The organism is Bacteroidales bacterium (assembly GCA_013141385.1).
GTDB lineage: Bacteria > Bacteroidota > Bacteroidia > Bacteroidales > Tenuifilaceae > UBA8529.
The window spans coordinates 242,212-268,449 of sequence record JABFRB010000016.1 but is presented as its reverse complement, the minus strand read 5'-3'; the positions used below and the strand labels follow the sequence as shown (position 1 = coordinate 268,449).

The window sequence follows — 26,238 nt, the reverse complement described above, 5'->3', positions numbered from 1 at the left end:
AAGTTATGAAAACAAAACATTTTTTATGGATTGCAGTATCTGTGGTACTAATAGCTACTTCATGTGCTAAAAAACCTGCAATAAATGAAAATATTCCAGAGGTTGTTTGTGTAGAAGCACAGCATGTCGTCGAAACTGATGCTGCCAGAACGATCCAATGTGCTGGTCTGCTTTCATCAAAACGGATAAGTAAACTATCTTTTAAAACTGGTGGTATCATTAATAGGCTTTATGTTGAAGAGGGAAGTAGGGTTTCAAAAGGTCAACTTTTAGCAACTCTTGATATGACAGAAATAGCTGCGCAAGTTCAGCAGGCAAAAGTGGCTTTCGAAAAAGCCGATCGCGATTTAAAACGTGCAAAGAATTTATACGCTGATTCTGTGGTAACTCTTGAGCAACTGCAAAATGCTACATCAGTATTTGATGCTGCTTTGGAAACTAAGAATATAGCAGAATTTAATCAGAGATATTCGCGAATTATGGCACCTGCAAATGGAAAGATTATTAGCATACTAGCCGAAGAAAATGAATTAACAGGACCTGGAATGCCAGTTCTTGTATTTGGTGAGCAAGGTAGTAATGAATGGGTGGTTAAAACAGGTATTTCCGATAAGGATATGGTTTCCATCAGGAAAGGTGATAAGGCAACAGTAACTTTTGATGCTTACCAAGGGAAAGAATTTTCAGCACAAGTTACCCAACTAGCCGAAGTGGTTGATCTGCTAAGTGGTACATTTGAAATCGAATTAAGCGTTAAGCAGGGCGATACATCGTTTATTAACGGAATGGTGGCATCAATAAAAATCAACTCTTCCAATACTCAACGAGTGTCGCTTATCCCTCCTGATGCCATTGCTGAAGCAAATGGAAATAAAGGTTTTGTCTACGTTGTAAATGCAGATAATACATCTGCAAAGAAGATACCAGTTACCGTTGCATATATCCAAGATAATGAAATAGCTGTTTATGAACTATTGAGTAAAGCAGGTCAGGTGATTACAAAGGGTGCTGCTTTTATGGAAGAGGGTACAAGGATAAATATTGTTCGATAATAATTTCTAGAAATGCTAACAAAATTTTCAATTAAAAATTATCAGCTAACTATCACTGTATTCATAATGGTGGCAGTGCTAGGTGTTAATTCGTTTATTAACATGCCGCGTAGCGAGGATCCACCTCTTACTGCTGCTTATTTCTATTTGATAGCTGTTTATCCTGGGGCTAGCCCTAAGGACATGGAACAACTTGTGGTTGAACCTGTGGAAGAATCGCTTAATGAGTTGGAGGATATTAAAAAGTTGAACAGCACCATGAATGATGGGCTTGCTGTTATCAATATTGAGTTCAATTCTGATGTTGATGGCGATAGAAAATACGATGAGGTAAACAGGCAGGTAAACAATATTCGCAGTAAACTTCCTGCGGATTTGTATAGTTTGGAGGTTGGTCGATGGTCCACCACCAATGTCAATATCCTACAATATGCGCTGGTTTCCGATAATGCACCATACAGTGAGCTGGAGGAGCAGGCGAAAAAGTTGAAGAAGGAGATTGAGAAAACCACCTCTATTAAAAAGGTTGAGATATCGGCTTACCCAAAACAGGATATTCGCATTGAGGTTGACCTGCAGAAATTAGCCCAAAAACGCATTGCAGTAAACAATGTTATGCAAGCCATTCAGAGTAATAATGTGAATATTCCGGGTGGAGATCTTGATATGGGTCGTAGTAAGTTTAACATCAAAACAATGGGAAACTATAAATCGTTGGCTGATATTCAGAATACCATTATTCATGCTGGAAATGGCAAGGTTGTTTACCTTAAGGATATCGCTCAGGTATCATTCGATTATAACGACCAAACGCATATCGGGCGATATAAAGGAAAGAAAGCAATATTTATTACTGTAAACCAGAAAGCTGGAACCAATATATTTCAAGTTGTAGAAGCGGTGAATAAGAATGTAGATGCCTTTGCTCCCAGCATACCAACTTCCATGAAACTCGAAAAGGCATTCGATCAATCGGTTAATGTCGATTCTCGATTATCTGGCTTATACCGTGACTTTGGTATAGCCATCTTTCTAATATTACTTACTCTACTTCCATTGGGTACACGAGCCTCAGTTATAGTAATGGTAGCCATTCCTTCATCATTGCTTATAGGTGTTGTACTGCTTTACCTAACTGGCTATTCGTTGAATCAACTTTCTATTGTAGGGTTAGTTATTTCATTAGGCTTACTGGTGGATGATTCCATTGTTGTAGTTGAGAATATTGTCCGGTTTATGCGGAATGGCTATAGTCGATTCGATGCAACTCTTAAAGCAACCACCCAGATAAGTTGGGCGGTGCTTGGTTGTACTGCTACTATGATTGTTGCCTTTGTTCCACTAATGGTACTACCTGGAGGTCCGGGAACTTTTATTCGAAGTTTACCAATTGCAGTTGTTTATACGCTAGCCGCTTCGTTGCTGGTATCGTTTACTCTAACACCATTTATTGCATCGCGTTTTCTGAAAGAAAAAGAGTACGAGAAAGAGAATTTCTTTCTACGAATGCTGAATAAGGTTAACAATGGCCCTTATCAGAAATTGCTAATGCTTGGACTAAAATACCCTATTAGAACCCTACTGATTTCAGCTATTGCAGTTGTGGGTAGTTTTATGCTATTACCCATTGTAGGCTTTAGCCTATTTCCAAAAGCAGAAAAGCCTCAATTTTTTATCAATATTGAAACTACGGCAGGAACAAATCTGATTCAAACGGATAGCATTGCACGGTATGTCGAAATGGTAATCAGCAAGAAAGATGAGGTGCAAAATTACTGTACTAATGTTGGTAAGGGCAATCCGATGGTGTATTATAATCTGATGCAAGCTAACGAAAAGCCTAACTACGCCCAACTCTTTGTACAGCTGAAGAAATATGATCAGCATAAAACTCCAGTTTTCTTAAAAAAGTTGAGCGATGAGTTGAGTTGTATTCCCGGCGCTCGTATCGAAATCAAGGAATTTCAGAACGGGACAGCCGAGGAAGCGCCTATTGAAATTGCCTTCTTCGGATCCAATTTGGATACTTTAAAAAATCTGGCTTTTAGGGGCGAGGCGTTACTGAAAAACACCGAAGGAACAACCTTTGTGAGGAATCCGTTAAAATCTTCTGTATCTGATCTTAAAATTTGGATTAATAAAGATAAAGCGGGAATGCTTGGCGTGCCTGTTGTGGAGATCGAAAAGGCAGTGCGTATGGCAATAGCCGGTTTGGTAATTGGAAAGTTCACCGATGATGATGGTAAGGATTATAATCTCCTGTTTACCCTTAGCGGGAATAAGAAAAAAGCAGTTGAGGATCTTGATAAAATATATGTTGGTTCGTTAACCGGAGCACAAATACCTTTGAAACACCTAGCCAGTATTGAATTTCAAAATTCACTCAATGTTATTGAGCATTATCAGAGAGAACGTAGTATAACGGTTCGTGCAAATGTAATCCCTGGGTATCTAACCGATAAAGTAACAAAAAACGTTTTGGCTAAGCTTAATCAGGAGAAACTACCAGATGGATATAGATATCAGCCATTCGGAGAAATCGCAAGTCGTGAGGAAACCTTTGGTAATATGAATACGGCCATTATCGTTACATTCTTTGTAATCCTGCTAATTCTTATTCTGGAGTTCAAAACAGTGAAGGGCTCATTGATAGTTGCCTCTTCAATTCCTCTTGGAATTATTGGAAGTATCGTGTTGCTTTATATTACAGGATATTCATTCTCATTTACTGCTTTTGTAGGCATGATAAGTCTTATTGGTATTGAGGTTAAAAATTCTATTATACTTGTAGATTATACAAACCATTTGCGTGAAAGTGGAACCAGTTTGGATGAAGCAATTCAAACGGCCGGGAAAATAAGATTTATACCCATTATCCTTACAACGTTAACTGCAATAGGAGGTTTGCTTCCATTGGCATTGCAAGGTTCTGAAATGTTTTCACCGTTAGCGTTGACCATAATTGGAGGGCTAATTAGTTCCACGTTATTTACAAGAGTTGTAACACCTGTATTGTGTAAGTTGCTTTTAAAATAGTTATGTATAGGTTAATTTAAGGTAGGAAATATAGCCAGGTAATTCTGTATGAAGTTAAATTGAATCGCATCGATGATTTTATATGGAAATTACTTGGCTATTCCTTAATTATTAAATTCTTAGATTTGTAGAAAATATTAAAAGTTATGCTTTTCTGCGAAAAACATTTTGAGTATGAGTTTTTAAAAGTTGAACGATGGATTAAATTTATTGGGATACCTACTTTCACTATTTTGGCGGCACTTTTTCTTACCCCATATCCATTTAATCTTATAAGCATTCAATTTTTGGCTCATTTTATTCTTTCCTTTGTTGGGGTTATTGCAAGTTGGATAAGTATTAGGGCTTTAAGTAATTTTTTCAGAAAGCATTGTAGACGAATTGTATTCGGATTAAGATTAGCCATACAGATATTAATATCATGTGTAATATCAATTTCAATTACATTATGTTTGTACTATGCTGGTGACTTTTATTTCACATTAAAGCCAGAATATTGTGATCTGGACTTATTAGATTTGAAAAATCTTATACTAACAGTAATCCTACTGACTTTTCTAATTAATACTATTTACGAGGGTTATTATTTATTTCTTCGCTTATCAGAAACGGCACTTGAAACAGAACGCTATAAAAAGGAGAGCATTGAAGCACAATACCAAAATCTTACAAGCAGGCTTAATCCACACTTTCTATTTAATAGTTTGAATACACTTACAACGATTGTTGAGGAAGATACCCCCAAGGCGGTTGCTTATATTCAGGAATTATCAGTGGTTTACAGGTATGTACTCAATAGCCAAAAAAATACATGGATTGATTTGCCCTCCGAGTTGAAGTTTACTCACTCATACATCACCTTACTTAAGATGCGCTTTGAAGAGGATTTAGTTGTTGAACTGGATATTTGTGAGAATCATATCAGCTACTATATTTTGCCCCTGACCGTGCAATTGCTCATTGAAAACGCAGTAAAACACAATGAAATAAGTAGCAATCTTCCGCTGGTTGTGAAAATACTTTGCAACGAAGAGCAATTAGTAGTTTCAAACAATAAACAGAAACGTACCATCATGCCTTCAACAACAAAAGTAGGTCTGCACAATATAAGCGAACGCTACAGGTTTTTGGTTAATAAAGATGTAATTATTGAAGATACAGATGACTCTTTTGTTGTACGAATACCTTTGGTAAAAAGGGTAGAAACGGAAAGAGTGTATGATGATTATGAAGCCTAATCCATGAAAGTACTCATTATAGAGGATGAAGCTCCTGCATATCGTCGTCTGTCGAAGTTAATTCAGGAGTGCGATAGTTCGGCCGAGGTTGTTGGAATTATTCAGAGCGTAAAAAACGGCTTAGAATGGTTTCAAACTAATCCTTTACCCGATTTGATTTTTTCTGATATTCAGCTTGCCGACGATCTGAGTTTTACCATTTTCAAGGAACTCAATGTAACTATTCCAATCATATTTATAACAGCGTACGATGAATATGCTATTCGAGCTTTTAAATTCTATAGTATCGATTATTTACTGAAACCAATAAACGCTGATGATTTAAAGAAGAGTATTGATAAGTATAAAACCATTCAACAGAAAAGTCAGGTTAATAACTTTGATGAGTTGCTAAGTAGATTGGTTCAAAAAAAGCATCGTGAACGTTTTCTTGTATATTCAGGCGATAGCCTTATTCCAATCTCATGGCAAGATGTTGCCTATTTCCTTTCCGAAGATGGTGTTACCATGTTAGTAACCAATGAAGATAAACGTTATTTTATTGCCGAATCGCTCGATACGTTAGAAGAAGAGTTGAATCCAACCGATTTTTTTCGTGCCAACCGGCAGTTTATCATTTCGTCAAAATCTATTCAGAAAATTCATAATTATGGAAACCAAAAGTTGAAACTTATTATTAAACCGACCACTCCAGATGATATTATTATAAGTAAATTAAAAGCAACATCTTTTAAAAGTTGGTTAGGTCAATAGATGTATAATAAAAAAGCCTCGACTTTACGAGGCTTTTCATGAAATATAAAATTTATTTATGCGTTCAAAGAAACCCTCTTGAAACCAGTTACTGTAAGCTCTTTGTTAACTGATTTTAGATAACTTCCAACAGTCATCTTGTTATCTTTTACAAAGTCTTGGTTAAGTAGAGTGCTCTCTTTATAAAACTTCTGAAGTTTACCTTCGGCAATTTTATCGAGCATGTTTTCTGGTTTACCTTCTAAACGAGCTTGTTCACGACCAATTTCGAATTCTTTCTTGCGAACTTCTTCTGTTACATCACCTTTATCAATCGAGACTGGGCTCATTGCTGCAACTTGCATTGCAACATCTCTGCCAACTTGTGTATCAACATCAGCAACGTTTAAACCAACAAGAGTTGCAAGTTTGTTACCTGGGTGTATATAGGCAACAACTTTTGCAGCATCAATTTTATCGAAATATGAAAGTTCAAACTTTTCACCTGTAATACCTGATTGATCCATTACAAGATCACCGATCTTACGACCTTTAATCTCTAATGCTTTTAAAGCCTCAAGATCAGCTGGTTTTTTGTCAAGAGCTACATCTAGCATACTTTGAGCAAGAGCAATAAAATCATTATTCTTAGCAACAAAGTCTGTTTCGCAATTTAGAACAATCATTGCACCGTGGTTGCCTGCTGCGTTAACTTTAGAAAGAGCAACGCCTTCGCCTGCTTCACGATCTGCGCGTTTGTTAGCAATTGCTTTACCACGCTCGCGAATAAGTTCAATAGCTTTTTCAAAATCACCATTCGACTCTACAAGGGCATTCTTGCAATCCATCATGCCTGCTCCGCAAGCTTTTCTTAATTTTGCAACATCAGCTGCTGTTACTTCGGCCATTGTATTATAAGTTTATTAAATTCGACTAGTATTATTCTTCAGCCTTTTCTTCATCATTAGCCTTTGGTTCTTCAACTTCAGGTTTTTCCTCTTCACCTGTTATTGGTTTTTTACCTTTGCGGGCACGAGTATGATGGGCTGGCTCATCTTTCCTTTCATTCTGAGCAGGTTCTTTTTCTTTCTCTGCTTTACGCTCCTCAAGACCTTCCTGAATAGCTTTTGACATGATATCAACAATCAACGAAATTGATTTTGAAGCATCATCATTAGCTGGGATTACAAAGTCAATTAGAGAAGGATCGCAACAAGTATCAACCATAGCAAAAACAGGAATGTTTAGTCTTTTTGCTTCGCGAACAGCGATGTATTCTTTCTGAACATCAACTATGAAAAGTGCTGCAGGAAGTCTGTTTAGATCAGCTATGGAACCTAAGTTCTTCTCAAGTTTTGCACGTTGACGGGTAATTTGAAGTTTTTCGCGTTTTGACATGTTTTCAAAAGTCCCATCGGTAGCCATTTTGTCAATTGTCGACATCTTTTTAACAGCCTTGCGAATGGTTGGGAAGTTGGTTAACATACCCCCTGGCCAACGTTCAGTAACGTATGGCATGTTTACCTGTTTTACTCTTTCTGCAACAATTTCTTTCGCTTGTTTCTTGGTTGCTACGAAGAGAACTTTACGTCCTGATTTTGCAATTTGCTTTAGAGCTGCGGCTGCCTCATCAATCTTTACAGAAGTTTTTTGTAAGTCGATGATATGGATACCATTGCGTTCCATAAAAATGTATGGAGCCATTTTGGGGTTCCATTTGCGCTTTAGGTGGCCAAAATGCACACCAGCGTCGAGTAACTCATTAAAGTTTGTCCTAGACATTTTGATTTAGTTTAGAATTATGGCAATCGCTCAGTAGCCCCGGATATCGGAAGTCTGGGCAATTTAGTACCTAAACTGCTTGCCAATAATTATTATTAAAAATCGATTAACGTTTGCTGAACTGGAATCTCTTTCTTGCTTTTGGCTGACCTGGTTTCTTACGCTCAACTTCGCGTGGATCACGGGTCATAAATCCTTCAGCTTTAAGAGCTGGTTTATATTCAGGATTGTGCAAAATTAATGCACGAGCAATTCCTAAACGTAGTGCTTCAGCTTGACCTTTAACTCCTCCTCCATCAAGATTTACATTGAAGTCGAAATTACTAGTTAAGTTTAATACCTGAAGGGGTTGTTTTACTACGTACTGCATCAACTCTGAAGGAAAATATTCTTTTAAATCTCTTCCGTTAATAGTGATGTTGCCTTTTCCTTCATTCATATAAACACGAGCAACAGCAGATTTACGTCTACCTATTGAATTAAGTACCTGCATACTTTACTATTTTAATGAACTTAAGGTTATTACTTTAGGCTTTTGAGCCTCATGTGGATGCTCAATACCAGCATAAACATAAAGGTTTCTATAAAGAGCAGAAGCCAATTTGTTTTTTGGGAGCATACCTTTTACTGCATGTTCGATAACGGCGATTGGCCGTTTCTTAAGCATCTCTTTTGGGGTTGAAAATCTCTGTCCTCCAGGAAATCCTGTATGACGAATGTAAACCTTGTCGGTTAATTTCTTCCCTGTCAGTCGGATTTTCTCAGCATTGATGATAATCACATTATCACCGCAGTCAACATGTGGGGTGTAATTGGCTTTGTACTTTCCACGAAGAATATTGGCTACTTTACTTGAAAGTCTACCTAAAACCTCGTTGTTGGCATCAATTACTACCCACTCCTTGTTAACAGTGGCTTTATTTGCCGATACCGTTTTGTAACTCAAAGTGTCCACGTCTAAAACTCCTTTGTTTAAGTTAATAACTTGATCTTTCCTATGATACAAGTGGTTATAATAAGCGGGATGCAAAAATACAATTATTTATTTAAACCACAAGAATAACCTATAAATTATTTCATAAAGCTAATTATTATATCCCTAATTATTCAGCATGTTACCCTCTATAATTTTTTTCTACATTTGGAGTTAATACTAAAGCAATGCTTTTTACTGTTAAAATCCATAGATTTTTTTTTCTTTTAGGTCTTGCCCTTAGCCTATGTGCATTACCTTACTCTCCATTTGCATTAAGTGTTGGATTAATAACCCTTGCAGTAAACTGGTTTTTAGATGGATTTTGGGTTGATAAGATAAATCGTTTTATCAATCGTAAATCCCTTTGGGCGTTTTTACTTATTTATTTAACAATTGTTATTGGCTTTTTTTACTCGGATAATATAAACTATGCACTAAAAGAACTTCGACTTTGGTTGCCGTTACTACTCGTACCAATTATTTTGGCTACAAGTGCGCCTCTTAAATGGGGAGAGTTTAAGTTTTTGCTTTTGATGTTTTGCTTATCGGTATTTGTTGCTACCATAATCAGTTTTTCAATTTATTTAAGAGATTTTTCAGAGGGAAGTCAAAATGTTAGGGCAATATCTCCCTATATATCACATATTCGCCTTTCTTTGATGATACTTCTTTCAATCTTCATTCTTGAATATTTTACTTTTACTGGCAAATATATAAGTAGGTATTTTATAAAATCATTATTATTCATTGTTGCAATTTGGTTGAATGTATTTCTTTTTGTACTGCAATCCTTAACTGGAATTGCTATTTTAGGAATAGTGTTTTTATTTTTAGCGATCCGCTGGATTTTATCGGTTAATGATTCTATTCTGAGGTTTACTATTATAGTTGGTTTTGGGTTATTAATAATTATTGGGGCTTCATATCTGACACATACTGTTGATAGTTACTTTACTAGAAATAAAGTTGATTTTAAGAGTTTACCTAAAGAGACTCCTAATGGTAATCCATATACACATGATACTATAAGCCAACAGTATGAGAACGGAAATCTTGTTTGGATAAACATTTGTTATCCTGAATTAAAAAAGGAGTGGAGTAAAGTTAGCCGGCTTTCTTTTGATGATAAAGATTTTGATGGGCAAAGAGTCGGGTTAACGTTAATTCGATATCTCGCATCAAAAGGTTTAAGAAAGGATTCCGTTGGCATTGCTCAATTGGATTCAATAGATGTTAAGTTGATAGAGGGTAGTGTCGCTAGTGTGATCTATAGAGATCATAAGATCGGGATTTACCCTCGACTTTACCAGATGCTTTGGGAAATAGATTCATATCATACACGTGGCTTAGTTGAAGGTAGCTCTATTGTTCAACGATATATTTTCTTTAAGGCATCCTGGCATATTATAAAAAATCATTTTTTGTTTGGGGTTGGAACGGGCGATGGATCCGATTCATTATTTGATTATTATAGAACTATTGGCTTTAAAGTTGAACAGAAATTTTGGCCGATATCCCATAATGAGTATCTAACTGTTTGGATCGCATCGGGCTTATTTGGGTTGATTTTATTTCTTGTAGGATTGTTTTACCCATTATTCTTGGAAAAGAAACATAAAATATTTCTTTGCTTAGTTTTTCAAATAATAATAATAGCATCTATGCTTAACGAGGATACATTCGAGACACATATTGGTGTTTCGTTCGCAGCACTTTTTTATTCAATACTCTTTTTTGGTTACAATTTTAATAAACAAGAATGAAAGAAAGACGTTTAGGATTTGGTTTCTATAATAGGGATGTTCTTAGGGTCGCTCCGGAGTTAATTGGAAAAACGTTAGTTCGTTCTTTTAGCAATAATTCAACACAACGCTATACTATAACAGAAGTTGAGGCCTACAGGGGTGTTGAGGATTTAGCTTGTCATGCAAGTAAAGGACGCACTCCGCGGACTGATGTGATGTTTAGACAAGGAGGATTGGTTTATGTGTACCTTATATATGGCATGTATTGGATGTTGAATATTGTTACAGGAGAACCCGATAATCCACAAGCAGTTCTCATTCGGGGATTGGACGATTGTTATGGCCCTGGGAGACTGACGAAGAAGTTAATGATAGGAAAAGATTTTTATGGTGAGGATTTAATTAAATCACCAAGGCTTTGGGTCGAAGAAAATCACCATAATTACAATATTATTACTGCTCCAAGAATTGGAGTGGACTATGCGGGTGAACATTGGTCATCAAAACCTTGGCGTTTTTTTACAAATGATAAATAGAAGATAATCATATGAATATTGTTTTTGCAGAACCTATCGGGTTAGCAGTTTCTCAAAAGAATTCCTTTGCTTTTGAGATGGAAAGACTTGGTCATTCCATTAGATTTTATGATACTATGCCCTCTAATCAAGATGAATTGATCAAACGTTGTAAAGATGTTAATGTATTAGTTATAAGTAACTATAGGATTACTGAAGAAGTAATTGAGAAATCAGAAAACCTTAAGTTGATTGCAGTAGCCTTTACAGGAGTTGATCATATTCCAGTGGATTTATGTAGATCAAAGGGAATTATAGTTTGTAATGCCGCAGGGTATAGTACGCAGGCAGTTGCTGAGTTGACTATTGCTCTATCAATCAACCTATACAGAAAAATTGTTCCATTAGATAATTCCACAAGATCTGGCAAAACCAGAGATGGTTTTCTTGGCGGGGAATTAAATGGAAAAACATTTGGAATTATTGGTTTTGGAGCAATCGGAGAGCGAGTTGCAAAACTTGCAATGGCATTTGGTTGCAGGGTTATAGTCTGGTCACGAACCATTAAAAATTTTGAAGGAGTTGAGTTTGTTGAAATCGAATATCTACTTAAAAATTCGGATATCGTTTCTCTTCATATACCATTAACCGATAAAACTTATGGTTTAATTAATGAGAGTAAATTAAAGTTAATGAAACCCAATGCTGTGCTCATAAATACTGCTAGAGGTCCAATAGTTGATTCTACAGCACTTGCCAATGCTCTAATAACTGGGATTATTGGAGGAGCAGCAATAGATGTATATGAACACGAACCTCCAATTGAGGGAAACCATCCTTTATTCTCGGCACCGAATAGTATTTTACTGCCACATATAGGCTTTGCAACCGAAGAGGCAATTTGTGCAAGAAGCGAAATTGTGATCAACAATATCAAATCATGGCTTGGAGGAAGAGTTGACAATCAGGTATAATTAACAAAATGAATAAAATCTTAGTATAAAAATTATCTGAATTGTTTGGATAAATAAAAATTATATTACATTTGCACCGCTAAACCCAAAAGGGAGTATGTAGAATAACACTCCTCATTAGCTCAGTTGGTTAGAGCACCTGACTGTTAATCAGGGGGTCCTAGGTTCAAGTCCTAGATGAGGAGCGAGCCTCGATGAAAATCGGGGCTTTTTTATTTTTTAAAAAATAGTTCAGGTCAAGCTGATATTGTTTTGATTGAGGATTTAATCTTTAAAAAAAGTTAGGGCAAAATAATTTATAGCCAGAGCTGTCCTAATTCTTAAATTGAATATTTTTACAAAAAACATTTTACATAATAAAATAGCAATGACAAAAATACTTGGACTTGGAAATGCTTTGGTAGATGTTTTAATAAGCATCGAAAATGATAATATTCTTAATCAGCTTAACCTGCCAAGAGGCAGCATGCAGCTGGTGGATGAGAATTTTTTGAAATTAGCCACGGAAGTTACAAAAGGGCTAAAGCAAAACGTAGCAGCAGGGGGAAGTGCTGCAAATACTATAAATGGAATAGCTAATGTTGGAATTCCATGCTCGTTCATTGGAAAAATCAGTGATGATAAGTTTGGCGAATACTATCGTGATGATATGGTAAAGAATGGGATTGAGCCCATCTTACTAAAAGGTAAAGCCCAAACAGGCAGAGCAACAGTTTTTATCTCAAAGGATTCTGAACGAACTTTTGGAACTTATCTTGGTGCAGCAATCGAAATGATTCCTGATGAGATAACTTCCGATATGTTTGATGGTTATAGTTATTTTCATGTTGAAGGATACCTTGTTCAGAACCACGACCTCATTCGGAAGGCAATGCAACTTGCTCATGAGAAAGGGGTTAAGATATCTTTAGATATGGCTAGTTATAACGTTGTTGAAGCCAACCGTGAATTTCTTAAGGAGATGATCGAGAAGTATGTTGATATTCTTTTTGCCAATGAAGAGGAGGCAAAAGCTTTTACTGGGAAATCACCCGAAGAATCATTACATGAAATTGCTAAGATGGTAGATATTGCCGTTGTTAAAATAGGTTCAAAAGGATCAATGATCAAAAGGAAAAATGAGGTTGTGAACGTTGGGGTTATTAAAGTAAATAGTGTTGATACCACAGGTGCGGGTGATTTATATGCCGCAGGCTTTTTATATGGATTAGCAAAAGGGTTACCACTTAATAAGTGTGGGCAAATTGGTGCAATTCTTTCAGGTAAGGTAATTGAGGTGGTTGGTCCGAAAATGAATGATGAAACTTGGACGGAAATACTTAAAATGGTCAAAGAGATAGAAATCTTATAACAAAAACCCGACTTCAAGTCGGGTTTTTGTTATAAGATTTAAAGCGTTTCAACTAGCGATAGCAAACCAACCGCAAGTCCCGGTTTCCCTTCTTTGAATTTGAATGAGAGGTGATAGGCTCCAGTTTTTTGACATACAACATCAATGGACGGATAATCTTTTCCAGTAGCAATAACATATGTGGTAGCAATTAACCTATTATTGTCGAAAAGTTCCAGAACAACCTTTCCTTCCATATCTTTAGAGTTACAGACAGAAAATCGATATTTTATGTCTTTTTTTAGAATTACAGAAAATCGTTGAAGGGGAGGGGGATCACCTGCATCCAACCTAACCTTGAAATCCTTAAGATATGTGGCATCCTTAGCAACCATACCACATATTTCAACGAGTTCATCCTCTGTTTGGGCAAAAGTGGTTCCCGAAAAGCCCACTAGGAAAATTAATATTGCAAAAATCAGGAACTTATTTTTCATAAAATTCTAGTGTTATCCTTTTAAAAGTTTATTTCTAATCTCCTGAACCTTATTAATAATTTTTTTTAAGGTTTCATCACTCATATCAATATTCTGAGTGTCATTAGGTTTAATTGTAAGAACCCCATTTACTTCAACAGCAGTAGGTTCTCCAACCTCGGAGGTTATTTTCACATTACTGTATATTGATTTAATCTCTTCAAAATTCTCAATCAACCTCGCCATGTTCGGATCTTTCCTATAGTTATTCATAAGAATCATAAGTGGACCAATGATTTCTTTTTGCTCGCCAACGGTTTCTCTCATCCTTTTATGGTTCGTTTCTTGAGTAACCATACTAGATATATATAAACCCTCAATCCAAACTCCAGCAACAATTACAACGCTTAGGTTAGATCTGTTATTCTCCCGAAGGTAGTTATCTATTCTTGTCATACTTTGCTGAGAGATGAGCACAAGAGAATCGATGTTCTCATTGTTGGTTGCTAGCCTTTTTAGGGTAGAAAAATCGAAAAACTGACCAACCTGAATACCATCAGCTAAGGATCTTATTGTTGATATATAGTTAAGAACCATTGATGTTTTACCATACATGTTTAGATATCCTAGGTCACATCCATACATCCCCAATCCTAATGCCTTTGCAAAATTCGTATTGAAATTTTCAGCGTAATCTGTACTAGCAATTAAATCTTTATTGAACGGAATCTTAAGACCCTTAATTACAGCAGCAGTTTCGATGGGTGAAGAAATATTTGACATTTCTTCAATAGTTTTTGCAGAGATTGGAAGAGGTTTATCTTCCTTAATGGAGTCGGGTATATCAAAATCAACATTAAGATTCTTGTCAGTGTTTGAATTCCTACAAGAATTGCATGATGAAAACAGTATGGAAACGACTATAAAAAATATAAATCTCCTCGTCATGGTGAAACCCGGAATAAAAGATGTTTTACATAAAAGTAATCAAGTAAAGATAGAAAAAATATTTATTTAGATAAAGATGGTAGCTTTATTTTCGAAAATAGTTCTAATAACTTCTTTAACGATTCATAGTACAAAGTGATGTAACAAACTACTGTCATTAACCAGATTATAGTAACATTAAACCAAAATGTATCGAATAATCTCCCCATGAAATGCTTTCGAGGGGAAAGAAAATGAGTTCGAATATCTAAATAATAACTAGGATTAGGATCGCGATACACTGGATCAATTTGTTCAATAAGCTCATCCTTATATTGTAAAATTGGATTTTTTTCAAAAGCTTTTGTTGCTAAATCGGAGATGCTTTCGTTATGATAAGCTCTACGTTTTGCTTCAAAAGCGCCTTTATATTTATCTTTCCAATAGTTGATAATCCTATCGCGCTTTTGATCTGCTGCATTGAAAATCTTTGAGTAATGCTCTTTAAGCTGTTCTATGTAACCAAGGGCAGAAAAACCAATATCGCTTGTGAATTTTTGGGTATTTAGATTTTCAAGCTGGTCAAAAGTAATTTCTGGGGATTCTTTTTGAGTTTCTTTTTGAATGGCTTTGTGAACAACTGCGAGGTTATCGTCAAATTTAGGTTTAATCTTCGGATCGTCCTTTTTTTCTGAAAGTTCAATACACTGATTTAAACGCTTTTCAAGTTCAGGGATATAGTAAACTGTTTTAAAATCTGCATTTCGAGCAGTTTTTTCAAACTCATAGATGTCTTTTTCAAACTTATTATCCTTGAATTGATGTACTAATAATGCCTCATAGCCCCATTTAGTAACCATAAACTCAGCAACAAGGGGAACTTTATTGATGCTACCAACTACACGGTTTAGTTTTTCGAAGCTAAACATGGCTCCAGAAAGAACCATCATTGGTATCATTATCAATGGAATTACAATATAAATTGTGACCGCAGAGTTAAATGTTGCAGAGATATTTAATCCAAGCATATTGGCAAATACTGCTGTTGAGAATAGCACCAGCCAGTAATCGAAATACATTCCTTGAATTTCAAGGATGCTATTTGCAATTAGTACAAATGCAATAGATTGAATGGCGGAAAGGAATACAAGTATGAAAATTTTTGAGAATAAATAGCTTGATCGGCTTAGGTTGAGAAATGCTTCGCGTTTAAGTATTTTTCTGTCACGGAAAATTTCTTCGGCACTTACTGTTAACCCTATAAATAGAGCAACAATAAGAGACATAAAGATGTAAATGTTTATATTCTCGTTTTCTCTGAAAATATAGATATTAGAATTTGGATCAGCAATGTAGCGGATAACAAATGATAGGATAAATGCAAGTAATGGAGTTTCAAGTAGGTTAAGGATAATGTACTGCGTATTACTAACCTTCGAAAGAAAATCTCTGGTGGTATAAATAAAGAATTGTTTTATCCTTGAAGGAATATTGAGAGATTTTGGAGGAGGACTTGTTTCATCGGGAACTTTATCGAGTTTGATGTTATCAATAAAATATCCCTCCCATTTAGGTGGTGAAACCTTACGGATATTGGTGTAACGACCAAATTCGTCAACCACTTTTGCCTCAATGATGTTAAATATTAGCTCTGGGTTAACGTTACCACAAGTTGGACATTCACCTACATCGCTGTTAATCTGCATATCGAGCCGTTTGAAATACATAACAGACTCAACGGGATTTCCGTAATAAATCATGTAGCCACCTGTATCGAGAATCATCATATTGTCGAACATCTTATAGATTTCCGATGATGGCTGGTGGATTACTACAAAAATCAGTTTACCTTTTAGCGTTAACTCTCGAAGTAAATCCATAACATTCTCCGAGTCACGAGAGGATAAACCGGATGTTGGTTCATCTACAAATAGAATAGATGGTTCGCGAATAAGTTCAAGGGCTATATTTAATCTTTTTCGCTGACCACCTGAAATCATCTTATTTAATGGTGTTCCAACTTTTAAATCTTTTCTTTCTAATAGGCCAAGATTATAAAGTGTTTTATGGACTAGTTGTACTAATTCTTCTTCGGTTTTATCTTTGAAACATAGCTTAGCATTGTAGTAAAGGTTTTGAAAGACTGTTAATTCTTCAATTAGAAGATCATCTTGGGGAATAACACCTATAACCCCTTCGAGTTTGTCTTTTTCATTATGAAAATCTATACCATTTATATGTATATTTCCAGATGTTGGCATTTCGATACCTGCAAGCACATTTAATAATGTGGTTTTACCAGCACCGCTGGCACCCATAATACCAATCAACTTGCCATGACCCTCGGAGAAGTTGATATTGCGTAAGCCAATAGCTCCGCTTTTAAATCGATATTCAAGGTTTTGAACCTTGTAGGAAATTCGAGTCGTGGTGGAATCAGCAAGAAAATGGGCAACAACATCGGTGTAGTAGATAGGTTTACCCTTTGGTAGTTTAATTGAACTACCACTGGCAAAAAGATAAATTCTACGACTATTAATTGGTAGTCCATTGAGGTTGATATCCTCTGTTCCAGTGTATCTTAAGAAATAAAGATCAACGCTCTTTATTTGTAAAATGATAATAAATCCATCAAGTGCCTCTGTTGGGATATGTTTGCAGGAATCACCGAACTCTTTCTTATCATGAATGGTGAGGAAACTTGAAAAGTCAAGGTCTCTAAGTTCGTTCTTTACAATAAAGTTTTCTACATCACTAATTTCTTCCTTGGTAAGTTTAAAAACCTCTGCAACTGTATTGATGATTGCCATCCGTTGCTCAGTAAACTTACGGTCAGCATTAATAAGTTCATATAGACGAACTAGAACAACAATTTTTTGTTTTTGGGTAAGAGTTTTGTTGATTTTCTTACAGATACCCAATATTTTTACTGAATCTTTAACAGAAGTAAGCTTAGGCTTTTTGGGCTTATCGCTTTCTTCTGCTTCTTCCTCTTTTTCATTGAGTAAACCAGCGTGCTGATCGAAAAGGTTGATATACTCTTTTACTGCTTCATCGTTAAGCTGCTGGGTGAGAAAGTTTACTACATATTCCCTTTCATTCGAAACCACACCCTCATCCTGCTTAGCAATTATTGCAAAAAGTTGCATTAACGCTTTGAGAATCTCTTCACTCATTGCTTAACTATTAATATAATAAAGGTATTACTAATTTAAAGTGTAACTCACCTGTTCGAATGGTACATCCACGATGTCGGCGTACTCTTCACCTGCTTCCTGCATGTCCTCATCATCTTCCGGATAGTACCAACGAATTAACATATCCTTACCATCTTCATGCATCTGCTCAAGTTTCATAAGAATATCGAGCAATAGTTTTGAACTAGCAGTATTAAAATAGACCAACTTGAAAGTAAAGATGGTTTTTGAATTAGGACTAGAAGAATACTCTTCGAGCCAACGTAAAATCGGCTCATAGAATGCAGTTACATCTTCAGGTAGTGAGCGTCCTGAAATCTCAAAAATTTCGTTTTCAGAGTCTAGAATTACAGTTGGGGTGTCATCTGTCCCCATTATTTTTATGGTATTCATAGTTGTTTTGTTTACTCAGTTCTGGAAATGGTTGAAGTTAGAATAAAGAAAGAGGTCTCCTCATCGATAGAGAGAAAATGATAGTCAAGTTTTCTACCAGTTTTTCTTGCTATATCGATAAAACCAAGTCCTGCACCACCTTTTTCGGAAAGTCTTCCTTCGCGCATTTGAGTTTTGTAAAGTTGTTTTAGACCTTCCTTGTCCAATACGTTTATGTGATCGAGAATTCGAGATAATTCTTCAATTTTAGCATTCTCGATTACATTACCTGTAGTAACATGGTATTCTATGTCTCCTTTGCTAACCATAAAGATTCCTCGGCCAGCAAACAAGAAATCGTCCGAACCAAAGCTGTCGGCATGTTTACTGATGTTCTGAAGGCATTCTACCATAACATGGAATACTTTCTTTTGAACAGTATTAGATTCTTCCTCCTTTGCCATATTTGACTCAGTAAGGGAAGTAAAGGCTTTGGTAATCTGATGGGTAATTTCTCCCTCATATACAAGGGTGATTTCATGAGCCTTCATCGACTTATAAAAGTCGTAAACGAACTCAAGAAATCCTCTAACATTTTTTTTATCCATAGCCCGTAAAGTTATATAATTTACAAATATATTAATCTTAATTAGAACTCAATACCAATAAGTAAAAGGTCGTCAACTTGCTTGTTATTTCCTTTGTACTCTTCAAAGTCTTTTGCAAAAAGTTCGGAGTATTGGGGCATTGTAAATTCTTGGTTACCCAAAATTAAATCCCTAACTCTCATCGGTCCATATTTTCTTTTTTCTTCACCCCCAACTTGATCGGTTAAACCGTCAGAAAAGAAAAATATTTTATCTCCAGATAGTATATCTATTTGGTGGTTTGTAAAATCTTCTTCTCCTTTTTTAGGGTGAGGTATTCCTCCAATGGCCTTTCTATCACCTTTAAACTCTAGTAATTCACCTTTTCTAAGAAGGAATAAGGGACGATGTGCTCCAGCATACTGCAATTCGTGTTTTTTAAGTTGAATTTTACATAATGCAATATCCATACCATCTCTGGCATCAGCATCGGGTCTATCCTGTTTTAGCGTTTTTCGAACACCAAAGTGTAATAGGTCAAGTATTTTTCCTGCTGAATATGATATATCGTGGTCAACAACATTATTCAGCGTGAAGTAAGCAATAAAAGATAACAACGCACCAGGAACCCCATGACCAGTACAGTCGACTACGGCAATATATATATAGTCCTCTTTAATGAAGAACCAAGGAAAGTCACCACTTACAACATCACGAGGATGATAAAAAATGAATGATTTTGGTAAATACTGTCTAACGATTCTACTATTGGGTAGAATGGATGTTTGAATTCGTTGGGCGTAATTAATACTCTCAGTTATTTTTCGATTTTTATCTTGTATCTCCATCTCAATTCGTTTGGCCTCTGTAATATCATGGCTAACGAATAGTATGGTTTCTAGTTCATTTTCATTAAATTCAGGAATTGCCACAACGTGCATTATAGTTTCTCCCATTTGTGTTGGAAACGAGAGTTCTCCTTCGACCTTTTCCTTAGAATTTTTTATAGCCTTGATCGAATCTTTAAGAAAATTAGCTAGATTTTCATTTATTTGAATTGAACTGAGTGTTTGATTTATAAGCTCCCTTGCAGGAATATTAAGATAACGCTCAACCATTGGGTTAGCGTAAAAGAATTGGCCAGTAGTATTAAGTCGTAAAATAACATCGGGCGAGTTTTCTGATAGCGATTGCATTTTGCTACGCATACGCTCTTCCTTTTCGGCTCTTTTCCGTTCTGTTATATCCTGTGAGTTGAGAATAATACCATTTATTGCAGCATCATCAAGTAGATTTCGACCAGTTACTTCGAGGAAAATCTTCTCACCGTCCTTTTTCATAAATGTATACTGAATAGTAACGGCAACACGTGGATTGTTGTTAAGATTTTCAAACATCTGATTAAGATCAATTTCACCTTTTCGTGTCAATCTATCAATGTCCTTACCACTCATCATTTCTTGAGGAGTATAGCCAAGGATTTTTGTGACGGAGGGGCTAACGTAAGTAAGTTTTAAATCTTGATTGTAGATTGATATTATCTCAGAAGCATTTTCAAGTAATGAGTGAAGTCTTTTTTGCGCATTCTCAACCTCAATTATTTTACCTTCGAGTTGAGCGTTAGATTTTTCAAGTTCATCGTGGGTCGCACGCATTTCCTCAGCATTCTGTCTTAACTCTTCTTGGTTCTCCTTTAACTCCTCAGTCATTTGCTGAGCTTCCTGAAGCAGCTTTTCGGTTTTTTGGTTTACGCTGAGGTTAAAAATTGTTCGTGCAATAATTTCACCAACTTCACGAAGGAAACGGATTGTGATTTCTGGAATTTCTTCGTCAATAGACGCAAACTCAACAACTCCTTGAAGTTTTTCGTTGGTGATTAATGGAATAATAAGAAGACTTTTCGGCTTCTTATCCCCCAGAATTCCTGAAGTAATGGTTGCGTAGTCATCTGGAATTTCGGTTCTATAGATAAAGTCCTTTTCATAAGCGCATTGACCAATAAGCCCTTTTCCTATTTTAAACTCTTGATTGATGTGTTTTCTTCGATTATAGGCATAGGTGGCTAAATTTACTAAAACATTTTTATCCTCATTGTAAATATAGAGCGCACCCTGAACGATGTTAATATATTGTATAAGTTTAACAAGTACATCGTATGAAAGTTCATCAAGGTTAGTATGTAAGCGCAAAATATATGAGATATCCTCTTTCCCTTTTGCTATCCAGTTTAGTTCCGATTCTTTTTGTTGATTGGATAAAAGGTTATCACGCATTACTAAGAGGGATTTACCCAAAACATCTTCTTCATCCGTTGCCTCGAAAGGCGCATTATAGTCTCCCTCTCCAATTTTTTTTGCGAATAGTGCATTTTTGCTGATGTCGTCATCGCGTTGATGCAATTCCTCCTCAAGGAATAATGTTTTTTCGAAATATTTTTTTAGTTGAAACCAAGAGAAGAAAGCGAATATGAAAGGAATGAGATCAATAAACCAATGTGTAGGGTTAATGCTATGAAGTTTAACAATCCCAGATAGGGAGAAAGGAATTTCTTTGATAGAAAAATCAATTATCCAGGAAGATATAGGGAAGAGCAATCCAAAGGCTATAGCCAGAATAACTCTTTGGCGAATAACATTTCCGCTAGAAGTGTCTGATATTTTGCCAATAGATGTCATACTTTTACTCTAAGATTTTGGTGATTGAGTTAATTTCTCGCCAAGTTTGTGTCCAAGATAAGCAAAAAATTCTTCAACTTCACTGCTAAATGATTTAAAGGACGCTAATTCTATTACTCCGATTGTTTCGCTATTTGGAGAAATAATAGGAATTATTAACAAATAATTAGGAGAACCATTGCCTAATCCCGATAGTATTGTTATGTAATTATCAGGTACTTTACTTAGATTTAATACTGCTTTGTTTTTGGCAACTTGACCTGAAAGTGTTTCTCCCTCAATATAGGTTACAGGTTCAGACTCGGAGTAAAATGCATAGCCTGATTTAAATGAGAATACCCCATCCTCCGGGTTCTTTAAATAAAGAAGTCCTTGAACTATGTTGAAACGACGAGCACAATTTTGCAAAAGGATTTCTCCAAACTTTACTAAATTCTCAATGTTTGTTGGAATTATTGTTTTTACCTCTTTTTCAGAATCTATTTTTTCGCTTACTATAGTTTCTTTTTTTATTTCTTTTTGAATTTTAGTCTCCTCAACACTAAAAACAAGGCTCTCGATTTCTTTTTGCAAGTTTTTCGATCTGTTGTTTGCATCAAGTATAAGAATGTAAAATATCATTCCAATGCTTGCGATTAATACCATTGAAAATATCCCCCACCCAGAGGTTGAGTTTATTCCTGAAGACAAAAGGGCATTGTGAAATATTTTGAAAACCAATAATATAAATACAAACAGGAGTATTAGTAAAACCCCTGGTAGGTATTTTGAGTTTGGTCTTAGCAGGCTCATGGGGCTGTTGATTTTATGTTTTGTAAAAACTTAATTATTTCTTGGGTTGAAAAAACGTGATCAGCCTTTGTTAATTTTAGAGATGCTTCAGTCATAGTTTTAACCTGACATTCTGCGGGATCTTGGACGATTGCAAGTCCTCCAAGATCCTTTATTTTTTTAAGGCCGTAAGCTCCGTCTCTATTTGCTCCTGATAGGATAATTCCAATAAGTTTTTCTCGATATACCTGAGCCGCTGTGACAAAGGATAAGTCGATGCTTGGTCGGGAATGGTTTACTGGTTCCTCTGTTGAAAGTGCAATTTTGTTACCAAGTTCAATGAACATGTGATAGTTTGCGGGTGCAAGGTAAGCTCTTCCGGGTTTTATTTGATCTTTATCAAAGGGCTCTACAATGGGTATAGATGCTTTTATTGAGAGGGCTTCAACGAAACCACTACGTATGTGTTTCAACCTGTGCAAACTAAGAAGCACAGGCAAAGGAAATGTTGGAGGTAGTGAGTGGAGGATGCGTGTTATAACCTGAAAGCTTCCGGCCGACCCACCTATAATAACAGCTTTATAATACATTTACTCTATGTCGTTTTTTTCTTATAAATTTTTTCAGGATCATTAAACAAAGTAAATCTGTTGCTCATGCTCGTATTTTCCAAAGTTTCTTTAACTCCTAATACCATATAACCACCAGGAACAACACTATTTGAGAGTTGATTTAAAACCTTATCCTGGAGTATTTGGTTGTAATATATCATCTGGTTACGGAAAAGAGCTAATTTAATACCTCCTGGAACATTATCATATACTGTATTTAGCTTAATAAAGTTCACCCCTTGTATTAAACTTGTGTCGAAAATTGCTTGTCCGTTTTCAATTTTATAATAATCAGAAAAATTACGTTTACCATTAAACCTAACATAGTTAGCATCATTAACTTCTAACTCTCTAGCATCAATTCTTCCGGATTTAATTTTATTGATAGTTTTTTCAGAAATTACCGATGCATATAATTGTACATCGGAGAGCAATCCTGCTTCTTTCAATAAGATGGCTAAAGAAAACAACTCCTCTCCTGAATCAAATGCTGCAATCCAAAGTTTTGTTCTTGTAGATCCTTTCGTGATATCATTTATAATTTCGTCACGAATAGTCCTCCAAAGTGATGGATCTCGGAATATTTCTGTTGTTTCAGGAGTAATGTCGCACAGGAAAATGTCAAAATATTCCTTGCTATTTGTGAGTCGATCAATTAGTCCATCAGCATCTTTGAATCCATTATTCGTTATTACTTGCTCCAGTCTGCGTTTAAAGGATGTAAGTGCATAATCCCTGAAATCGTAACCATAGGTTTCAAAGATTGTTTTTATAACGTTTCGGGTTTCTACTATGCCAATTTCGTATCTAATCATATCAATTTATGCCCTGTTTTATATTATTTTTTCTTCCTTAAAGTTTCAAGTTCAGCAACTAGAGCGGACATCTCCTTTTCTTTTTGCTTAATTTCAGAGATATTGAAGCCGATGTTAATTATTTTTGTAATCTGATTGTGTTCATTGATGATTGGGGTATATGCTTCAGAAATCCAAACTTCTTTATTATCTATTGTTAAACTAAATTCTCGACTTTGCTTTTTCCCGCTTGAGAGATTGTCCCAAAACTTTTTAAATTCTGCAGGTTTGCTTTTAGCGAGATAATCTATATCGGCAATAAATTTACCTTCAATTTCTTCTTTTTTACCGCCTAAAACTTCAGTGTTCTTGTTGTTGATATAAGTGATTAAGCCCGAAGGTTCAAGTTCAGAGACTAGACAAGTATGGTCAAGAGCTTGAAGAAGAGCTTTCATCTCATCCTCCCGTTGCTCGTTTAGCTCCTGTTCTACCCTAATTTCCAGTAAACTTTCTTCAAGTTCAACTGCTTGGCTTTGTGCTCGAAGTTCGATAAGTTTAGATTCAGTTACATCTTGTCCGAGTAAATAAATTTTAAAAATAGAACCGCTATCATCTAAGGCAGGACTTATATTAACAACAATATAAAGATCAATTCCGTTTTTGTTAACCCAATGCATTGTTGATCTACTTGAGTTTCCATTCATTACTTCTGACCATGAACCTTGAAACATCCCTTTTTCTTCGGGATGGATAAATTCTAATATATTCTTTCCTTCTGTCTCCAATCTAGTTGAACCTATTAATGCTAGAATATTATTATTAGGGTTATAGATAATTCCATCCTCGCTTAATTCGCAGTAGAGCAATGCTTCATTTATTGCAGCAGTCATCCCTTCCATTTCTATTGTTTTGCGGGCCATTTCTTCCTGAGTGGCTTGCATTTCCTCCATATTTTGACGCATCTCTTCTTCCTGCGCGGACATTTCTTCACGTTGTTGCTGTGATTGCTCAAGAAGGAGGTTGGTCCGAATGCTGTTTTTCACCGACGAAAGCGTTGACGAAATGCTTTCACCGATTTTTTCAACAAAATCTATTTCAGTATCCTTAAATTCGTCGAATGAGGCAATTTCAATTGCGCCAAAAATTGAATCTTCAAGTTTTAATGGAACAATAAGTAATGATTTAGGTATTGCCTCACCGAGACCGGAGGTAATTCTAATATATTCAGTTGGAATTTCTTTGAGGTAGATAGTCTCCTTTTCAACGGCACATGTACCAACAAGTCCTTCTCCTAGTAAAATCCTTTTTTCAAAAAACTTTTTTCTGTTGTACGCGAATGCAGATATTAATTCAAGATGCTTATTTTCAGGGTTATCATCATTATATATGAATAATCCCCCTTGATTAGCATTAAGGTAATTAACAAGGTTTTGAATTACATTATCGGCAAGTTTATTTAGGTTATCGTTGTTTTGGCGAAGGATATCTCCGAATTTTGCAAGCCCAGTTGTTGTCCAGTTTCTAGCTTCGTCTTCTTGTTTTCTTTTTGATTCTTCTATTTTAGCAAGTTTAAGACTTTCTCGCATATTGATAAGCGAATTTCCAAGTAAATCCTGTTCTCCCGAAGTGATAAACTCCGCTTCCAGATGATTTTTCCCAATTTCATTAGCAAAATCAGCTTTATGCTTTAGATTGTCTATCAAATGGTTCATTGAATTCACAATATGACCTATCTCATCATTGTTTTTGTACTTTATCTTATCGGCTGTTTTCCCACCTGCTAGATTGTTGACAGCAGCATTAATTTCATTAATAATACTAATTATTGGTTTTAAAGTATAAGTAATAGCTAGGAAGAAAACTATTGAAGCGAGAATAACTATGATAATTAACAATGTTCTGTTTTGAGAAGTTCTCTCAAGAACTTCATCTTTACCAACCGAAATGCCTAAGTATGCCTTGTATTGATCTATGAATTTAAAATAGAAAAGCATATCTTGTTTGCTACCATCCTTATAATCAGAATATTTGACAACGCCCTGCTTGCTGTTTGTTGATTTTAGTTGCTGGAGTATTGAAGTGGGAATTTTTTGACCTTCCTTAAAGGCATGAATCAAGTATTGACCTGAATTATCTATTAGGAAAGGAAAATCTGTTTTGTAGTATGCCCTTTGATTAAACAATGGCTTAAGCATTTGATAATCGAAATTGCTAAAACCTGATTCGGTTTGATTCTCTACCATTTGAATTGTTTCCGATAGAGTGTTAAGTAAAACATTCATCTCTTTTTGGGCAACTATCATTACCCTCTTTGTGGAAAGTTTATAGAGCGTAAACCCAGAGGCTGCATACAGAATCACAACTATTGGGATAATGAATAGTAGTATACGTTTATTCAGGTTCAGGTTTTGAGTAAACTTCATCTCAAAAATTTTTAATTACATTGAA

22 protein-coding genes and 1 tRNA gene are annotated in these 26,238 nt (G+C 35.7%); 9 read left to right on the top strand and 14 right to left on the bottom strand.

The annotated features are described in order from the left end of the window. The first annotated feature begins 5 nt into the window (after positions 1-5). From HOO91_09640 to HOO91_09625, 4 genes are all read left to right on the top strand, one after another. Positions 6-1,052, top strand: a complete 1,047-nt coding sequence (locus HOO91_09640) for an efflux RND transporter periplasmic adaptor subunit (GenBank protein NOU17807.1) — start codon at positions 6-8, stop codon at positions 1,050-1,052. Positions 1,053-1,064: 12 nt separating this feature from the next. Further along, entirely contained in the window at positions 1,065-4,088 is a 3,024-nt protein-coding gene (locus HOO91_09635; protein NOU17806.1) for an efflux RND transporter permease subunit, read from the top strand. A 146-nt stretch (positions 4,089-4,234) separates the two neighbouring features. Further along, positions 4,235-5,326 carry a histidine kinase gene (locus HOO91_09630; GenBank protein ID NOU17805.1) on the top strand — a complete coding sequence of 364 codons (1,092 nt, stop codon included), beginning with the start codon at positions 4,235-4,237 and terminating at the stop codon, positions 5,324-5,326. Between the two features lie 3 nt (positions 5,327-5,329). Continuing rightward, positions 5,330-6,079, top strand: coding sequence for a response regulator transcription factor (locus HOO91_09625; GenBank protein NOU17804.1), 750 nt, complete (start codon positions 5,330-5,332; stop codon positions 6,077-6,079). 56 nt (positions 6,080-6,135) lie between these two features. Here HOO91_09625 and HOO91_09620 read toward each other — a convergent pair whose 3' ends face one another. The 4 genes from HOO91_09620 to rplM all read right to left on the bottom strand — a co-directional run bounded on the left by HOO91_09620 (position 6,136) and on the right by rplM (position 8,795). Further along, positions 6,136-6,966 (bottom strand): elongation factor Ts, encoded by an 831-nt coding sequence (locus HOO91_09620; protein ID NOU17803.1) that lies wholly within the window; start codon positions 6,964-6,966, stop codon positions 6,136-6,138. A gap of 31 nt (positions 6,967-6,997) precedes the next feature. Further along, on the bottom strand, positions 6,998-7,840 hold the full coding sequence (gene rpsB, locus HOO91_09615) for a 30S ribosomal protein S2 (GenBank protein ID NOU17802.1): 843 nt from the start codon (positions 7,838-7,840) through the stop codon (positions 6,998-7,000). Between the two features lie 106 nt (positions 7,841-7,946). Then, the gene (gene rpsI / locus HOO91_09610; GenBank protein ID NOU17801.1) at positions 7,947-8,333 is read right to left on the bottom strand and encodes a 30S ribosomal protein S9; all 387 of its coding nucleotides are present in this window, start codon (positions 8,331-8,333) and stop codon (positions 7,947-7,949) included. A 6-nt stretch (positions 8,334-8,339) separates the two neighbouring features. Continuing rightward, positions 8,340-8,795: a 50S ribosomal protein L13 gene (rplM, locus tag HOO91_09605; protein NOU17800.1), complete on the bottom strand. Its 456-nt coding sequence runs from the start codon at positions 8,793-8,795 to the stop codon at positions 8,340-8,342. 206 nt (positions 8,796-9,001) lie between these two features. On the opposite strand from rplM, the gene HOO91_09600 reads away from it, so the two are divergent. The 5 genes from HOO91_09600 (at position 9,002) to HOO91_09580 (ending at position 13,401) form a co-directional block, all read left to right on the top strand. After that, entirely contained in the window at positions 9,002-10,579 is a 1,578-nt protein-coding gene (locus HOO91_09600; GenBank protein NOU17799.1) for an O-antigen ligase family protein, read from the top strand. Continuing rightward, entirely contained in the window at positions 10,576-11,097 is a 522-nt protein-coding gene (locus HOO91_09595) for a DNA-3-methyladenine glycosylase (protein ID NOU17798.1), read from the top strand. The genes HOO91_09600 and HOO91_09595 overlap by 4 nt, the downstream gene beginning before the upstream one ends. Positions 11,098-11,108: 11 nt before the next feature. Beyond that, a complete protein-coding gene (locus HOO91_09590) occupies positions 11,109-12,050 on the top strand; it encodes a hydroxyacid dehydrogenase (GenBank protein NOU17797.1) in 942 nt (313 codons plus the stop codon). 111 nt (positions 12,051-12,161) lie between these two features. Further along, positions 12,162-12,235, top strand: a tRNA-Asn gene (locus HOO91_09585). Between the two features lie 182 nt (positions 12,236-12,417). Beyond that, a complete protein-coding gene (locus HOO91_09580; GenBank protein NOU17796.1) occupies positions 12,418-13,401 on the top strand; it encodes an adenosine kinase in 984 nt (327 codons plus the stop codon). A 38-nt stretch (positions 13,402-13,439) separates the two neighbouring features. Here HOO91_09580 and HOO91_09575 read toward each other — a convergent pair whose 3' ends face one another. The 10 genes from HOO91_09575 to HOO91_09530 form a co-directional block, all read right to left on the bottom strand. Next, complete coding sequence (locus HOO91_09575) at positions 13,440-13,877, bottom strand: hypothetical protein (GenBank protein NOU17795.1); 438 nt, start codon at positions 13,875-13,877, stop codon at positions 13,440-13,442. Between the two features lie 12 nt (positions 13,878-13,889). Beyond that, positions 13,890-14,804: a hypothetical protein gene (locus HOO91_09570; GenBank protein NOU17794.1), complete on the bottom strand. Its 915-nt coding sequence runs from the start codon at positions 14,802-14,804 to the stop codon at positions 13,890-13,892. Positions 14,805-14,866: 62 nt separating this feature from the next. Continuing rightward, entirely contained in the window at positions 14,867-17,959 is a 3,093-nt protein-coding gene (locus HOO91_09565) for an ATP-binding cassette domain-containing protein (protein NOU17793.1), read from the bottom strand. A 30-nt stretch (positions 17,960-17,989) separates the two neighbouring features. Continuing rightward, the gene (locus HOO91_09560; protein NOU17792.1) at positions 17,990-18,373 is read right to left on the bottom strand and encodes a DUF1987 domain-containing protein; all 384 of its coding nucleotides are present in this window, start codon (positions 18,371-18,373) and stop codon (positions 17,990-17,992) included. A gap of 11 nt (positions 18,374-18,384) precedes the next feature. Continuing rightward, entirely contained in the window at positions 18,385-18,960 is a 576-nt protein-coding gene (locus HOO91_09555; GenBank protein NOU17791.1) for a hypothetical protein, read from the bottom strand. Between the two features lie 41 nt (positions 18,961-19,001). After that, positions 19,002-21,614, bottom strand: coding sequence for a PAS domain S-box protein (locus tag HOO91_09550; GenBank protein ID NOU17790.1), 2,613 nt, complete (start codon positions 21,612-21,614; stop codon positions 19,002-19,004). Positions 21,615-21,623: 9 nt separating this feature from the next. Then, the gene (locus tag HOO91_09545; protein ID NOU17789.1) at positions 21,624-22,406 is read right to left on the bottom strand and encodes a GAF domain-containing protein; all 783 of its coding nucleotides are present in this window, start codon (positions 22,404-22,406) and stop codon (positions 21,624-21,626) included. After that, complete coding sequence (locus HOO91_09540; protein NOU17788.1) at positions 22,403-22,975, bottom strand: chemotaxis protein CheB; 573 nt, start codon at positions 22,973-22,975, stop codon at positions 22,403-22,405. Before HOO91_09540 ends, HOO91_09545 begins: the two co-directional genes overlap by 4 nt. A gap of 5 nt (positions 22,976-22,980) precedes the next feature. After that, a complete protein-coding gene (locus HOO91_09535) occupies positions 22,981-23,811 on the bottom strand; it encodes a protein-glutamate O-methyltransferase CheR (GenBank protein ID NOU17787.1) in 831 nt (276 codons plus the stop codon). A gap of 23 nt (positions 23,812-23,834) precedes the next feature. Next, complete coding sequence (locus HOO91_09530) at positions 23,835-26,213, bottom strand: PAS domain-containing protein (GenBank protein ID NOU17786.1); 2,379 nt, start codon at positions 26,211-26,213, stop codon at positions 23,835-23,837. Positions 26,214-26,238 lie beyond the last annotated feature (25 nt).